General features: G+C 41.1%; 12 protein-coding genes and 2 pseudogenes. 7 read left to right on the top strand and 7 right to left on the bottom strand.

Translation table 11 applies throughout. The features are described 5' to 3' along the window. Window positions 1-73: 73 nt before the first annotated feature. Entirely contained in the window at window positions 74-205 is a 132-nt protein-coding gene (locus L6C30_RS14920) for a hypothetical protein (RefSeq protein WP_264754239.1), read from the bottom strand. Between the two features lie 141 nt (window positions 206-346). On the opposite strand from L6C30_RS14920, the pseudogene L6C30_RS10495 reads away from it, so the two are divergent. Further along, window positions 347-1,547 (top strand): annotated as a pseudogene (locus tag L6C30_RS10495) (MFS transporter). Window positions 1,548-1,650: 103 nt separating this feature from the next. On the opposite strand, the pseudogene L6C30_RS10490 reads toward L6C30_RS10495, so the two are convergent. The 6 genes and pseudogenes from L6C30_RS10490 to rpmH all read right to left on the bottom strand — a co-directional run. After that, a pseudogene (locus L6C30_RS10490) lies at window positions 1,651-1,833 on the bottom strand (DUF1622 domain-containing protein); the annotation flags it as partial. Window positions 1,834-2,267: 434 nt separating this feature from the next. Further along, window positions 2,268-3,623, bottom strand: coding sequence for a tRNA uridine-5-carboxymethylaminomethyl(34) synthesis GTPase MnmE (gene mnmE / locus L6C30_RS10485; protein WP_070154980.1), 1,356 nt, complete (start codon window positions 3,621-3,623; stop codon window positions 2,268-2,270). A gap of 91 nt (window positions 3,624-3,714) precedes the next feature. Next, window positions 3,715-5,478 (bottom strand): membrane protein insertase YidC, encoded by a 1,764-nt coding sequence (yidC, locus tag L6C30_RS10480; RefSeq protein WP_070154978.1) that lies wholly within the window; start codon window positions 5,476-5,478, stop codon window positions 3,715-3,717. 5 nt (window positions 5,479-5,483) lie between these two features. Further along, on the bottom strand, window positions 5,484-5,804 hold the full coding sequence (gene yidD / locus L6C30_RS10475) for a membrane protein insertion efficiency factor YidD (protein WP_236163033.1): 321 nt from the start codon (window positions 5,802-5,804) through the stop codon (window positions 5,484-5,486). Window positions 5,805-5,813: 9 nt separating this feature from the next. Continuing rightward, window positions 5,814-6,206 carry a ribonuclease P protein component gene (gene rnpA / locus L6C30_RS10470; protein ID WP_070154976.1) on the bottom strand — a complete coding sequence of 131 codons (393 nt, stop codon included), beginning with the start codon at window positions 6,204-6,206 and terminating at the stop codon, window positions 5,814-5,816. Window positions 6,207-6,237: 31 nt separating this feature from the next. Beyond that, entirely contained in the window at window positions 6,238-6,372 is a 135-nt protein-coding gene (gene rpmH, locus L6C30_RS10465) for a 50S ribosomal protein L34 (protein WP_000831329.1), read from the bottom strand. Between the two features lie 659 nt (window positions 6,373-7,031). On the opposite strand from rpmH, the gene dnaA reads away from it, so the two are divergent. From dnaA to L6C30_RS10435, 6 genes are all read left to right on the top strand, one after another. Continuing rightward, window positions 7,032-8,408, top strand: a complete 1,377-nt coding sequence (dnaA, locus tag L6C30_RS10460; protein ID WP_004969761.1) for a chromosomal replication initiator protein DnaA — start codon at window positions 7,032-7,034, stop codon at window positions 8,406-8,408. Window positions 8,409-8,516: 108 nt separating this feature from the next. Then, entirely contained in the window at window positions 8,517-9,665 is a 1,149-nt protein-coding gene (gene dnaN / locus L6C30_RS10455) for a DNA polymerase III subunit beta (RefSeq protein ID WP_236163032.1), read from the top strand. A gap of 37 nt (window positions 9,666-9,702) precedes the next feature. Beyond that, window positions 9,703-10,785 (top strand): DNA replication/repair protein RecF, encoded by a 1,083-nt coding sequence (gene recF / locus L6C30_RS10450; protein ID WP_236163031.1) that lies wholly within the window; start codon window positions 9,703-9,705, stop codon window positions 10,783-10,785. Between the two features lie 44 nt (window positions 10,786-10,829). Next, window positions 10,830-13,298, top strand: a complete 2,469-nt coding sequence (gyrB, locus tag L6C30_RS10445) for a DNA topoisomerase (ATP-hydrolyzing) subunit B (RefSeq protein WP_236163030.1) — start codon at window positions 10,830-10,832, stop codon at window positions 13,296-13,298. 161 nt (window positions 13,299-13,459) lie between these two features. Further along, window positions 13,460-13,822 (top strand): hypothetical protein, encoded by a 363-nt coding sequence (locus L6C30_RS10440; RefSeq protein WP_019836216.1) that lies wholly within the window; start codon window positions 13,460-13,462, stop codon window positions 13,820-13,822. Window positions 13,823-14,389: 567 nt separating this feature from the next. Continuing rightward, window positions 14,390-15,220: a hypothetical protein gene (locus L6C30_RS10435; RefSeq protein WP_236163029.1), complete on the top strand. Its 831-nt coding sequence runs from the start codon at window positions 14,390-14,392 to the stop codon at window positions 15,218-15,220. Window positions 15,221-15,329 lie beyond the last annotated feature (109 nt).

The raw sequence follows: 15,329 nt of genomic DNA, 5'->3' as shown, positions 1-15,329 counted from the left end.
ATAGTTGTACAGAATTCAGTATTTCTAAGCCCAAATTACCCAATTGCTACAACTCATTGAGTCACGCATCGCTTTAGGTTTCACGTGGAACATTCAAGCCTGATGGTGGATTAATTTCTAAAGAAATAAGGACGATTTCTTCATGAATGGCGAGGGCGGTGCAGACTTGATCTGCGTCTAAATCGTATACAGTTTCCAATGCCAAGATAGAGTTTATGAAGTTACAGAAACGCTATGCTTAACCACAAATAGGCTTGACCACATTCAAGACTTGTCTTTACACTGAGTGATATTTCTCACTTTTTGAGAGCTAAGCTCAACAGTTTAGCCATCAATCGAGTTTTTTATGACTCATTCTCATCCTTGGCATCCTTTTGTGATGATCGGTCTTGCTCTGATTATTGGCACGATGGGCACAGCACTTGCAAGCCCCCCTGTACCCAATTTATCAGGAAGTGTGGCAGCTTTTACCAAGCCATATCACCTTTATTTTTGTGTCTTATATGCTCGGTTGTTTGGCCACCTTGCTCTTTTTAGGGCGTACCAGCAACAGTATCGGCTTTTTAAAAACCCTAGAACTGGGTTTAATAATCATCACTCTCGGACTGATTCTGTCGATGTTTGCCACCAATCCGCTTTGGCTTGCTTTGGGGCGTTTTGTGATTGGGATTGCTTCAGGTCTAATGACCACATCGGCGTTAATTGGCTTAATGTGGAGTATCCCTAAATCACATAAAGCGCATGCACCACAGCTCAGTTCAGTCATTACCGCAATTGGATTTGGCTTAGGTCCTTTGCTCGGTGGCGGTGTGGCGCAATTTTCAGCAGCGCCTTTGTTTAGTCCATATATTCCAGTCATTTTGGGTGCAGTACTATGTTTTATTGGATTGTTAGGTTTAGCACCACCTGAATTTACGCCACAAGCCTTCTCGATTGCCCCAAAATTAGAACGCCCAGAACCACGCTTTCATGCAGAATTTTACATTACGGGTTTAACCGCATTCTGTGTTTTTGCTGCATTTAGTTTATTTGCTTCACTCTCTCCATCTTTTGTGCAAATGATTATTCCATGGCACGGGCCTTTGGTCAGTGGTTTGGCTATCACCTGTATTTTGCTAATTTCAGCATTAGTACAGTATTTTTCCAAAGCCATTCCTGCACAAAAATGCCTAAATTTTGGGCTGTATTTACTGTTATTCAGTTTATTGGTACTCGGTTTATGTATGTATTTACACTGGAGTTTTCTATTTTTTGTCAGTGATCTACTGCTAGGAATAGGACACGGGTTAGCATTGATTGGCGCTTTTGGCTTAATCCATAGCATGACCAATCTACAGAATCGCGCTGCAGTGATGTCAACCTATTTATTTGTGGGCTATTTAGGCACAATTCTGCCAATTATTGCAGTGGGTTATCTGGCTGATCATTTTGGGTTAACCACTGCTGTACTTAGCTTTTGTACAGCCATCTGCTTATTGTGTGGCTACATCATTATTTGGTATCGACAGTTGCAGAACAAACCTATTTTAGGATCAAGTTTCATCTAAACGACAAACTAAAATCAGGATATGGTTTGGATCAACCGAGCTTATTCAAACCTTGTAGAGAAATGGAACTATTCTTTTGTTTTGATCTCAAACTTAGCAACCATTATTTTTCGTTGATGGTTTGATGCTCTACCTCTTTGATCAAAAAATAATTCAAAAAAGTCCGAATGACAGCAATGATCGCCAATTTAATCAGGCTATCTAAATCTGGATCTAAGTTAGTGGCTAAAATGTCTGCAGCCAACTGAAATTCAAGCGCCGTCGCAAGCCAATCCCCAAAACAATAACGTGCAGTACGCCCTGATTTTAACTAAACCAGCACCAATAAAGTTTTAAGTAGACCAATCATCACAGAAATGGTTTCAAGTGACAATTGCAGAAAATGAACCGAAGAAATAAGTATTTCACGTAAAAAAACCAGTTCAAACATCCAAAAATCTCCATCAGAGATTTCATCTCATGCTTTTAGGATTTTATTGAGCGCCAATCTTTGATTATTTTCTCATCATAGCTTTAAATGCTGCGGTTTAAAAAGACTTAGGTGATTTGAACAAGCGCTTATGATGAAAAGGAGACTAAAACAATATGCAAAGTGATGTTTTTTAACAATATATAGTAAATACCAGAAAAATAAAAAAGCACTAAGTTATTAAAACTTAATGCTATTTAATTCTCACTGGAACTTATTAGAACTTATTGGAATATTGGCTCAATCTTAGATTACTTTCCTATGCAGAAGGATCCAAAAATTTTTCCCAACAAATCATCTGCAGAGAAGTCGCCAGTGATTTCACCCAAAGCATTCTGCGCAAGACGTAACGACTCGGCCACCAATTCCCCCGCATGATAGACCACCAATTGCTCACGTGCCTCAGCTAAATACTGCTGCGTGCGCTTCATTGCGTCTAAATGACGAGTACGTGCAATAAAGGTATCTTCTTCAGGTTGAAAGCCTGCATGCGCTGTAATCGCCTCTATGAGCGATTGAACACCTGTTTCTTGCTTGGCCGACACCGTAATATGTCTAAAACCATTAAAATCTGAAATTGCAGCTTCTACACCCGTTAAATCACATTTGTTGCCAATCAACATTAAGCGCTTCGGTTCAATATATTCAGCAAAATAATGCTGTGCCAATTGCAATGGATCTTCGTTTTGACTCAAGTCATAAACCAATAACAATAAATCTGCTTGTTCAATTTCTTTGATCGCGCGGCGAATCCCTTCCTGCTCCACAATATCACCTGTTTCACGTAAACCTGCGGTATCGGTCAGGGTAATTGGTAATCCATTTAGGGTAATTTTTTCATGCAATACGTCACGTGTAGTACCCGCAATATCGGTCACAATCGCACGTTCAATGCCCGCCAAGGCATTAAGTAGGGAAGATTTACCTGCATTGGGTTTGCCTGCAATCACCACTTGTAAACCTTCACGCAACAATTGTCCCTGACGCGCAGATTGTTGCACAGCAGTCACCGAAGCAGCAACTTCATCTAGCAAATTGAGGATTTTCCCATCGGCCAAAAAGTCAATTTCTTCTTCAGGAAAATCAATGGCAGCTTCAACATGCAAACGTAAGTGAATTAACTGCTCTAACACAGTATTCACTTTAGTAGAAAAAGCCCCTTGCAGGGAACGTACAGCAGAACGCGCAGCGGCTTGTGAGGTGGCATCAATTAAATCGGCAATGGCTTCGGCCTGTACCAAATCTAGCTTGCCATTTTCAAAGGCGCGCATCGAAAATTCACCTGCTTTGGCAGCCGTTGCACCGAGTTCCAGTAAACGAGCCAATAAGGCATTTTGAATCACTGGGCCGCCATGCCCTTGTAGTTCCACCACATCTTCGCCAGTAAATGAATTAGGATTTGGGAAACAAATCACCAACCCTTCATCCATGACTTCATTGGCAGCATCGTAAAATTGGCGAAAACCTGCATAACGCGCTTTGGGTAAGTCTTTTTGGGTCAATGCTGCGGCAATCGCATAGGCTTTTGGTCCCGACAGGCGAATCACCCCCACACCACCACGGCCAGGTGGAGTCGCGATTGCGGCAATGGTGCTGCGGTTATACATAAAATTCACCTAAAACTTTCAAAATATATGCAAAGAAAAATCCGCCTAAGATTACCATCTTAAGCGGATTTATTCAGCAGCTCAGCCATACTTAATTGACTGGAGTTGCCTCTTCTCGTTTAGCGCGGTCTTTTTCAACACTTTTGTTGATCAAGCTTTGCTGCAAAATCGTAATCAAGTTGTTGACAATCCAGTACAGAACTAGACCTGCAGGGAAGAACAATAAGAATACGGTAAATACCACAGGCATAATGCGGAAGATTTTTGCCTGCATTGGATCTGTTGGCTGTGGGTTCAACATTTGTTGAACATACATGGTCACACCCATCAATAATGGCAAGATAAACCAAGGGTCCATTGCCGATAAGTCTTGAATCCAACCTAACCACGGTGCATGGCGTAACTCTACCGATTCCATCAATACCCAGTACAAGGCAAGGAAAATTGGCATTTGTAGTAACAATGGCAAACAACCTGACAGTGGATTCACTTGTTCACGTTTATAAAGTGCCATCATTTCTTGCGAGAAACGCATACGGTCTTCGCCAAATTCTTCTTTCATGCGCTGCATTTCTGGCGCAATCACACGCATTTTCGCCATTGAACGATAGCTCTTAGACGATAACGGCCAAAGAATAAGTTTGACAAGAACGGTTAATAAGATGATTGACCAACCCCAGTTGCCCACTAAGCCATGGAAGAATTGCAAACCAATAAACAATAATTTTGCAATTGGCCATAACCAGCCATAATCCACAGTTTGGTTCAAACCTGTCGCTAAGTCTTTCAATTCAGACTGAATTTTTGGACCCGAGTAGAAAGTCGCATCAACTTCTGCCACGGTACCTGCAGGCACATTAATGGTTGGTGAGGTAAAGCCAATGATGTTCATTTCATCGCTAGATTTACGTGATTCCAACTTCGCTGCATACGGTTGACCATCGGCCTGGGTCAATTTTAACTGACCCGGAACCCAAGCACTCACGAAGTAATGCTGAACCATTGCCACCCAACCGCCAGTTGCTTCAACATTCAATTTTTCATCATTAAAATTGTCAAATTTCAACTTGTTGTAGTGTTCTTCAGGTGTCCCCCATGCGCCGCCAAGGAAAGTACCCAAGGTAAAAATACCTTGATCTGACTTGCCAGGATCGTCTGAATTATCCCGTTTCAGCTGACCAAACATCTGACCTTGCCAGTTTTGGCTGCTGCGGTTAATCACTTTGTGATTCACCACCACAGGATATTCACCTTCAGTAAAACTAAAGGTTTTGATGATTTCTACACCATCGGCAGTTTTATATACCATTGGGACAGTTAAAGTTTTAACTGTTTCACCCGCTTTATTTTTGCTTTCTTTGGCATCGGCTAAGCTATAAGTTGATTTTTCAATTTCATAGCTTGGGCGGCCATTACGGCTACTGTCTGGACCATTCAGCCCGATTAACCCAGATTGCGCGACATAGGTGCGCTTAGCATCGCTTTCCAGCATGACGAAAGGATCGTCACTGTCTTTATTTTTGTCATGATTGAGTAATTCAACACGAACAATATCACCACCTTTTGGATTGATCCAAAGATGATAAAGGTCAGTTTGTACTGAAATAAGCTGCTGACTTACAGGTGCTGTGGCATCGGTTGTTTGCTGTGCAGGAATATTTGCTTGCGGTACATCAGAAGCTGCTGTAGCCGTTTGGCCATTCGGCAAATCTGCAGATACTTCATGAGAAACAACGGCAGTTTTTTGCTGCGGTGCTGTTTCAGCATTTCCATAATCTTTTTGCCACGCCAAAATGAGCAAATATGCGACGACAAACATGGCCCCGAGAATTGCAAACCTGGCCCATTGTTGCATATCTATTACCCCAAGTGGTTAGAGTGATTTTGGTTCAATAAACGATCACGAAAGGGTACAGTAATGTGATGCGTTTGAGAATCTATTTGCTGAAATGAAATAAAACGAATGACTTTTGGCGGGACTGGATCATAGCCCGAACCACCCCTCGGATGACAACGACAAATACGTTTTGTAGCCAGCCACACACCACGAACAGCACCATGCGTATGCACTGCTTCCAAAGAATAATGAGAACATGTTGGAATATAGCGACAGCGCGGTCCCAATAAAGGACTAATCGCGATCTGATAGAAACGTATCAACCAATGCAGTAAACGTACCATTGGCCATCTCTACTTTTGTGGGGAGGGAGCTATTTTTGAATGCTTTTTGGCTAGACGTTGTAACTTCTGCCAAGCAAATTGTAATTGCTGATGCAATTCCGCATTAGATACCGTATCTACCCCAACTTTGGGCATTACCACAATATCTAAGTCATTTAATTGCCGTTGGTGTAAGCGAAAACTTTCGCGAGCAAGTCGTTTTACTCGATTTCGTTCGTGTGCACGACGCACTTTCTTTTTTGCAACGACAAGACCCAAACGGCTATTCGGCAGTTCGGAATGTTTTGCAAGAAATAAGAAATGGGGTTGATGCACTTTAAAAAGCGCACCATCAAACACACCTTTATAATCGGCAGCACAGCGTAATCTCAACTCTGTGCTGAAGCCATAAAGTGTTGTCATAACACCCAAGAGTCGATTCAGCGTGACTGTATTAAACAGTTAAGCTGTGACGACCTTTTGCACGACGGCGAGCCAATACTTGACGACCAGCTTTAGTAGCCATACGAGCACGGAAACCATGAACGCGCTTACGCTTTAATTCAGATGGTTGAAATGTACGTTTCATATCGAAACTCCAAAAATGATCTTTCTATAAAGGTCCGCGATTTTAGTGCTCATTGCTTGAGCTGTCAATGAAAAACACGGTTTCTTGCAAAATAAGCCTAAATTTTTCTTTTTAACAAGTTTTCGCTCAATTGACTGGTTGACCATACAAATTAAAGTATACACAAGATAAATGATTGTTTATGCTTGACTAATAAGTTATTAACAGTATTATTCACACAATTATCCACAAGCTCATTCTGTTTAATTTTAAAAATCCTGTTTTGAATTTAAATTTAAACTCAGATTGAATTATCCACAGTTGCAACGGATCTTATAAATAAATTCAAATTTATAAATTTAAATTTATTACTATTAGAGACGCATTTTTCTGTTGAAAACCCACTTTTTCTCTTATAAAACAAATTTTTGAATTGTGGATATCTATGTTTCTATGATTTTAATACTTTGCGGATAACTTTGTGCTATATTTTATCCACACCTTGCGGATAAACTTATCCACACCGCGTTTTAAATTTAAATTCAGGTTTGATGATTCCTTTTTTGAGCGATTTTGCTGATTTTGTCATGACAGATGTGGATAACTTGGTTAGAATGGCGACCCGCTCAGGCGGTCGAGAGACGTTTTAAATTTAAAAATGGATTAGATAGGGGTTTCACATGCTTTGGACGGACTGCTTAAATCGCTTGCGACAAGAGCTCTCTGGAAATGTCTTTACAATGTGGATTCGCCCATTGGTGGCAGAAGAAGTTGAAGATACATTAAAACTTTATGCGCCTAATCCTTATTGGACGCGTTACATTCAAGAACATCATCTGGAATTGATTACCATTTTGGCAGAGCAGTTGTCTGAGGGGCGCGTGCGTAAGGTCGAAATTTTAGTCGATTCGCGCCCAGGTGCGATTTTATCGGCCAGTGAACAACCTGCGACCACCACTGCTGCGTTGGAGTCTAGTCCTGCGCCTGTGGCCAAGCCTAAACGTGAAAAAGAAGAAAGTTCTGCAAAAAGCCGTAAACGTCAACTTAATCCGTTATTTACCTTTTCCTTATTTGTGGAAGGTCGTTCTAACCAAATGGCTGCGGAAACCTGTCGCAAGGTATTGACCCAATTAGGGGCTTCACAGCACAACCCTTTATTTTTGTATGGCCCAACAGGTTTGGGTAAAACTCACTTGATGCAAGCAGTAGGCAATGCGTTGTTGCAAGCCAAACCGAATGCGCGGGTGATGTACATGACAGCAGAAAGTTTTGTGCAGGATTTTGTCAGCTCTTTGCAACAGGGGAAAGTCGAAGAATTTAAGAAAAACTGCCGTTCTTTAGATTTGTTATTGGTGGATGACATTCACTTATTGGCGGGTAAAGAAGCCAGTTTGGTCGAGTTTTTCTACACCTTCAACGCTTTATTGGATGAATCTAAACAAATTATATTGACTTCAGACCGTTATCCTAAGGAATTAACCGAATTGGATGCACGTTTGGTGTCACGTTTTTCTTGGGGTTTATCAGTCGGGGTGGAACCGCCAGATATTGAAACCCGAATTGAAATTTTATTAAAAAAAGCCGAAAGCAGCGCCGTGGATTTACCACGTAACTGTGCTTTATTTATTGCCCAGCAAGTGGTGGCTAATGTGCGTGAACTTGAAGGCGCACTCAATAAAGTGGTGGCAATTTCCCGTTTTAAAGGCACCCCAATTGATCTAGATGTGGTGCGTGAATCTCTAAAAGATGTCTTGGCAATTCGCGCGCGTACCATCAGTACCGAAAATATTCAGCGGGTAGTGAGTGAATATTTCCGCATTCCACTCAAAGAATTGGTGGGGCCAAAACGTACCCGTATTTATGCGCGTCCACGTCAGTTGGCAATGGGCTTGGCACGTGAGCTGACAGGTGACAGTTTCCCTGAAATTGGTATGGCGTTCGGTGGGCGTGATCACAGTACCGTGATGCATGCCTGTGAAAAAGTACAAAGCCTGCGTGAAGAAGATCCGATCTTTAACGAAGACTATAAAAACCTACAACGATTGTTGCAAAGTTGACCGAATTTGCTCAAATTCTGTTCTTGCCATGCAGCGGCTTTTGCCGCATAGTACACTGCTAAAAAACCTATTTTATACTCCAATCTTCAGTTGTTAGAGGAATGCACCGTGCGTTTAAAAATCGCGAAAGAAAGCTTACTGAATGTTCTGTCACATGTCGTAGGAGCGGTTGAACGTCGCCATACCTTAAATATTTTATCCAATGTCAAAGTTCAGGTGACTGAGCAAGCCTTAACCATTACTGGTTCTGACTTGGAAGTGGAGTTGGTTGCGAGTACGAATCTGACTGAAGGGGCATGTTTACAGGCAGGGGAAACCACAGTGCCTGCACGTAAACTGATGGATATTTGTAAATCTTTGCCAAGCGCAGCTTTGATTGATTTGCAAATCACTGAAGATCAACGTTGTATTTTAAAATCAGGCAATAGCCGCTTTGTGTTAGGCACTTTGCCTGCAGAAGATTATCCATTATTGGCCACAGAAAATGCTCAAGGCACGCAAGTGACCGTCACTGAGCGTGAGTTGAAGCGTTTGTTTGAAAAAACCGCGTTTGCTATGGCAGTGCAGGATGTACGCTTTTATTTAACTGGTACTTTGCTAGAAATTGATGAAAATCAATTACGAGCTGTGACCACAGACGGTCACCGTTTGGCCTTGTGTGAAACAGCGGCTTCTTCGACCGCCACACAATTAATTCAATCCATTGTGCCGCGTAAAGCTGTGGCTGAATTACAGCGTTTGCTGAGCATTGAAGATGAACAACTGGCACTTTTAATTGGGCGTGAATTGTTGAATGTGACCATTCGCACCCCAAGCCGTGACAAAGAACAAGCAGAAATTACCGTGCGTTTTACCACTAAATTAATTGATGGTAAGTTCCCAGATTATCGCCGTGTGATTCCACGTGGTGGTGATAAAAACGTGCTTATCGCGCATGATGTATTTAAACAATCTTTACAGCGTGTGGCGATTTTAAGTAATGAAAAATTGCGTGGCGTATTCCTGAATTTTAGTGCGGACACTTTGCAGTTACGCGCCAATAACCCGGAACAAGATGAAGCAATTGAAGATTTAGCGATTCAATATGCCGATTCACCGTTGGAAATGTCATTTAATGCACAGTATTTATTGGACGTATTAGGGGCATTGGATGGCGATGGTGTATCGATGACCATGACCGAAGCTAACCAATCGGTATTGGTACAAGATCCAGCACATCAAGATCAAACCTATGTTGTGATGCCAATGCGTGTTTAAGTGAGCAGTTTATTTCAAGATTAAATCTAGCTGAATCATGCATATTACGCGTTTACATATCGAGCGTGTTCGGAACTTAAAAGCGGTTGCACTTCATGAGTTGCAGCCGTTTAACGTCTTTTATGGGCAAAATGGTTCAGGTAAAACTTCGATTTTAGAAGCGATTCATTTATTGGCGACAGGGCGTTCTTTTCGCACTCATATTCCTAAAAATTACATTCAGAACAGCAGCCAAGATGCGATTGTATTTGCCCAGTCTTTGACTGAAAAAATTGGCATGCAAAAAATGGCATCGGGTGAGCACTTGATTAAGGTCAATGGTGACCCTGTTGCGACCCAAGGGCAATTGGCTAAAATTCTGCCTTTACAGCATATTGACCCACTCAGTACCGATATTATTGACCATGGTGCAAAACCACGGCGGCAACTGTTGGACTGGCTGATGTTCCACGTGGAACCAGAGTTTTATCACGCTTGGCAATATTATTCACGTGCCTTAAAACAGCGTAATAGTCTGCTTAAATCACAGCGACATTTAAGTTTGTCGGACTTAGAACCGTGGAGTAAAATGCTCAGTGATTATGGTGAGATTTTGCATCGGCAGCGCTTAGGCACCGTGGAACAATGGCAGCAATTTTTTGCGCAAGATTTACAGTATTTACTGCCTGATTTACACATTAGTTTGGAATACAGCGCAGGCTTTCATACCGAAACAGGCTTGTTGAATGATCTGTGTAATTATCATCAAAAAGATGTGGAACGTCGCTATACCGAATATGGGCCACACCGTGCCGATTTACGCTTAAAAACCCCAATGGGCGATGCTGATGTGGTGCTGTCACGTGGGCAGAAAAAGCTATTGATTATGGCATTAAAACTGTCACAGATTGCAATGCTGCATGCGTCTAATAAGGAAACTGTGGTATTATTAGATGATCTGACAGCAGAATTAGATTTAAGCGCACAACAACGTTTAATTGAACGATTAAGCCAATTGGGTAGTCAAGTTTTTATTACCACTTTAGATCATCAATCCGTGCAACAACACTTACAAGCGTTGTCGATTCCTTATCGCTTATTTCAGGTCGATCATGGAACGGTGCAGGCTGTTGAGCAATAATTTTTTTATCTTTGGATAGACCTATTTTTCACTAGGGAGAAACCATGAGTTCAGAAGATCAATCTGCCTCTACTACAGAACAAACCATTGAAAAGGCTTATGATTCCTCTAGTATCAAAGTATTGCGTGGCCTAGATGCTGTTCGTAAACGCCCAGGCATGTATATCGGTGATACAGATGATGGTACAGGTTTGCATCACATGGTGTTCGAGGTGGTCGATAACGCTATTGATGAAGCTTTGGCGGGTCATTGTGATGAAATCTTGGTGACTATCCATGAAGATGAATCTGTTAGTGTATCTGACAATGGTCGTGGTATTCCAACCGATATTCACCCTGAAGAAGGTGTCTCTGCGGCACAGGTTATTCTGACGATTCTGCACGCAGGTGGTAAGTTCGATGATAACAGTTATAAAGTCTCGGGCGGTTTGCACGGCGTTGGTGTGTCAGTGGTCAACGCTTTATCGAGTAAACTTGAATTAACGATTAAACGCGCGGGTCAAATTCACCAACAGGAATACCGTCATGGTGATCCGCAATATCCTCTGAAAGTGGTCGGCGAAACTGATCAATCAGGCACGACTGTGCGTTTTTGGCCAAGTGCTGAAACTTTTAGCCAAACTATTTTTAATGTTGATATTTTGGCGCGCCGTTTGCGTGAACTGTCGTTCTTAAACGCGGGCGTACGTATTGTATTGCGTGATGAACGTGTCAATTTAGAACATATTTTTGACTATGAAGGCGGTTTGTCTGAATTTGTGAAATATATCAATGCAGGCAAAACCCATCTGAATGAGATTTTTCATTTCACCACGCAGGCTGAAAACGGAATTACCGTAGAAGTTGCTTTGCAGTGGAATGATTCCTATCAGGAAAACGTACGTTGCTTTACCAATAACATTCCACAAAAAGATGGTGGAACGCACTTGGCAGGCTTCCGTGCTGCGCTGACCCGTGGTTTAAATAACTACATGGAAAGCGAAAATATCCTGAAAAAAGAAAAAGTTGTGGTGTCAGGCGATGATGCACGTGAAGGTTTAACCGCGATTGTGTCGGTCAAAGTGCCAGATCCAAAATTCTCATCACAAACCAAAGAAAAATTGGTGTCGAGTGAAGTGAAACCTGCCGTAGAGCAGGCCATGAATAAATCTTTCTCTGAATATTTATTGGAAAATCCACAAGCAGCAAAATCTATCGCGGGTAAAATTATTGATGCAGCGCGTGCTCGTGATGCAGCGCGTAAAGCCCGTGAAATGACGCGTCGTAAGAGTGCTTTGGATATTGCAGGTTTGCCAGGAAAATTGGCCGACTGTCAGGAAAAAGACCCAGCATTATCTGAATTATATCTGGTCGAGGGTGACTCTGCAGGTGGTTCGGCTAAACAAGGTCGTAATCGTAAAATGCAGGCGATTTTGCCACTGAAAGGTAAAATCCTCAACGTGGAACGGGCCCGTTTTGACAAGATGATTTCATCGGCAGAAGTAGGTACTTTAATTACTGCTTTGGGCTGTGGTATTGGTCGTGAAGAATATAACCCAGACAAACTGCGTTATCACAAAATCATCATCATGACCGATGCTGACGTAGATGGTTCACATATTCGTACCTTGCTCTTGACCTTCTTCTTCCGTCAAATGCCAGAATTGGTCGAGCGCGGTCATATTTATATCGCACAGCCACCATTGTATAAGCTGAAAAAAGGCAAGCAGGAACAGTACATCAAAGATAACGATGCTTTAGAAACCTATTTAATTTCTAATGCGATTGATGAACTGGAGCTGCATGTGAGTGCTGATGCACCTGCAATTCGTGGCGAGGCTTTAGCCAAAGTCATTGCTGATTATCAAACATCACAAAAGAGTTTGAGTCGTTTAACGCTGCGTTATCCTGCAAGTCTGTTGGATGGTTTATTGGAGCTAGATGCCTTTAAAATTGATCAAGCAGCAGATCAGGCCTATGTGCAACAATGGGGCGAGCAATTACGTCAAAGCATTGAACGATTACAGCCAAGTTTGCGTCCTGAATTAAGCATCGAACAGTTTGAAAAAGAAGATGCGGATGGTCAAAAATCTGCAACGTATTGGCCACGAATCACGGTATATGTGCACAACTTGCCACATACTTATTTGCTAGACACAGGTTTGCTAGGTTCAGCTGAATATGCACGTTTGCTGAAGAATTCAAAAAGCTGGTTTACGCTGCTTGAAGAAGGTGCATACTTGGAAAAAGGTGAACGTAAAATTACTGTCAACAATTTCCATCAAGTGTGGCAACACATTTTACAAGACTCGCGTCGCGGCATGATGATTCAGCGCTATAAAGGTCTAGGTGAGATGAACGCGGAACAGCTTTGGGAAACCACCATGGACCCAGAAAACCGCAATATGTTGCAAGTCACCATTGATGATGCCATTGAAGCAGACCGCATGTTCTCTTGCTTAATGGGCGATGATGTAGAACCACGTCGTGCCTTTATTGAAGAAAATGCCTTAAATGCAGATATTGACGCTTAATTCGTCCAAATCATCCGCATAACCCAAAGCACTCTACGGAGTGCTTTTTTGTGTTTGGCTTTTGTTGTTGTCATGATTCATCCAAATAACTTTTATAAAACTGACTTATTGTTCTGTCATGCTGAGCCACATTAAGCCAAAAATAGAGGAGAATCATTAAGATGGATAATCAATTAGAACAAGCACGTGATGCGTGGGTGAATGCCTTTTTTACTGGCAATGTGGAGCTGTTAGCACATTATGAAGATGAAGATTTCAAAGTGGTTTATACGGCAGAATCACGCGTGGAAAATCGTGAAACACGTTATGCCAATATTCAGCATGCAGTAAACAATGGCGTCTGGAAACCGATCAAACCGAATGTTGAATCAGAAGAATATGAGTTCGATCGTGAGCAACTTAACTGTCGGATTCAAATTGGTTTGGCGGATGATCAAGGGTATATTCAAGAAATCTGGCGATATCTTCAGGGCTGGAAAATACAAGAATTATGTATCAGTAAGGAAAAAGTGGCTGCTGAATAGCAGCGATTTTCTGTGAATCAGTGAGATTCAATGACTTAAAATAACCATGAAAGAATGAGCTGATTTGGCTTTAATTTGGGTTTTGAATTTAAAATAACTGTTGGTTTGAGCTGTGGATAACCGAGTTTTTGCTTTTAAATTTAAATTTCAGATTTTTGAATTTAAAAGTTGTGCTGAGTTTTAAATTCAAAACTTCTTGCTTGGTGGCTATGTGGGCATATTTTTATTATGGGTAGGTAGTGTCATACAACTGTAGTATGTTGCGGGATTGATAAGTGAAAATAAAAAAACACAGAGACGGCATGTAAACATCTTGAGCGATCAGTTACAGAACTTCATGTCACAACGCAACCTTGACCAAGCAATTGCAAGCACTAGAAATGCAAGTGTCCAAATTCAAGAAATAAATGAGCCTAAAAAGAGTTATGGACTGAGAATTGGCAGCTAACGATCTAAATTACATTCACTAAAGGAAATATTAAATAAAAAACGTTAATATTTAATTTTTAAATTAACTAATTGAAAAAAATGAAAAAACGATTCGCATTGAGTTTACTTGTATCATCGATGTCTGTTTTTGCTGTTTCACCTACGTTTACACCCCAAAACCTAGAAGGATTTAAAGGTGTTCAAAAAGATAGTATGTCTCGCTTGAGGGTTAACCTAACAGTTTCTAGTAATAATGATGCTGGAGAGATTAGTATTTCTAATTTCACTTTATGTTCAGCAACTGCTTGTTGGAAAGCTGAGGTTAATAAGGATGTACCTGTTGTAAATAGCAGTACCACTAGAGGGCACCTAATAGCAGATGTATTCATTCCAAAGAATGAAAAAATTAGAGAAGTTTTCTTTGAACCGACTACAGCTAAACAGTCAATTGAAGGTGATTTAAAGTTTAAAGAAGCAGTAAAAATTGATCCTGAATATCAAGGACAAAATTTATATATTGTTTTAGATAAAACTAATAAAGGAAATGGTGTATTGCGCTATTTTCCAGTAGCAAGTACTTCGTTACCTTTTAACCCTGAACTAAAATATTATCTAATTGATCCAAAGTTTAATCAGTCAATTAATTTGAATAGTAAAAGTACCATTACTTTTCCATCTAAATTCTTGGCTCAACCTCAACTATTCACTATTGCTGAGCATAACGTAGGTAAGAAATTTCCAATGCTTGATATATACCCTTATATCAAGGGAAGTAATAACCTCAAGATTAAGTTAGCCGAAGTGAATAAAGGTGCTAATACTAAGACTACGATTCAGCTACCAAAATCATTAAATTTTTCGGAAATCGTTTCTACTGAAACTCGTTTGATTGAGGGATCTGATACTCCAGTCGTGCCGCGCAACAAGTCTTTATGGCTGCGGCTGCTGCAATTTGTGCATCTACAATAAGAGATGGATCCGTAAATTTGAACAACTCCTATAAGTGATATTCTGCTCCTCAAATGATGTTATAAACATCAATATATGGAGTATTTTATGGCACGTAGACCAAGAAGAA

This window comes from Acinetobacter sp. KAM396, assembly GCF_021602765.1.
GTDB lineage: Bacteria > Pseudomonadota > Gammaproteobacteria > Pseudomonadales > Moraxellaceae > Acinetobacter > Acinetobacter towneri_A.
Note: the sequence above shows the minus strand (reverse complement) of the source record. Positions and strands in the feature narration are given on the sequence as shown.

Bases quoted from the DNA above. Each gene is read 5' to 3' on its own strand.
- gyrB (WP_236163030.1), top strand. From the start codon at position 10,830: ATGAGTTCAGAAGATCAATCTGCCTCTACTACAGAACAAACCATTGAA.
- recF (WP_236163031.1), top strand. From the start codon at position 9,703: ATGCATATTACGCGTTTACATATCGAGCGTGTTCGGAACTTAAAAGCG.
- dnaA (WP_004969761.1), top strand. From the start codon at position 7,032: ATGCTTTGGACGGACTGCTTAAATCGCTTGCGACAAGAGCTCTCTGGA.
- mnmE (WP_070154980.1), bottom strand. From the start codon at position 3,623: ATGTATAACCGCAGCACCATTGCCGCAATCGCGACTCCACCTGGCCGT.
- L6C30_RS10440 (WP_019836216.1), top strand. From the start codon at position 13,460: ATGGATAATCAATTAGAACAAGCACGTGATGCGTGGGTGAATGCCTTT.
- rnpA (WP_070154976.1), bottom strand. From the start codon at position 6,206: ATGACAACACTTTATGGCTTCAGCACAGAGTTGAGATTACGCTGTGCT.
- L6C30_RS10435 (WP_236163029.1), top strand. From the start codon at position 14,390: ATGTCTGTTTTTGCTGTTTCACCTACGTTTACACCCCAAAACCTAGAA.
- rpmH (WP_000831329.1), bottom strand. From the start codon at position 6,372: ATGAAACGTACATTTCAACCATCTGAATTAAAGCGTAAGCGCGTTCAT.
- yidC (WP_070154978.1), bottom strand. From the start codon at position 5,478: ATGCAACAATGGGCCAGGTTTGCAATTCTCGGGGCCATGTTTGTCGTC.
- yidD (WP_236163033.1), bottom strand. From the start codon at position 5,804: ATGGTACGTTTACTGCATTGGTTGATACGTTTCTATCAGATCGCGATT.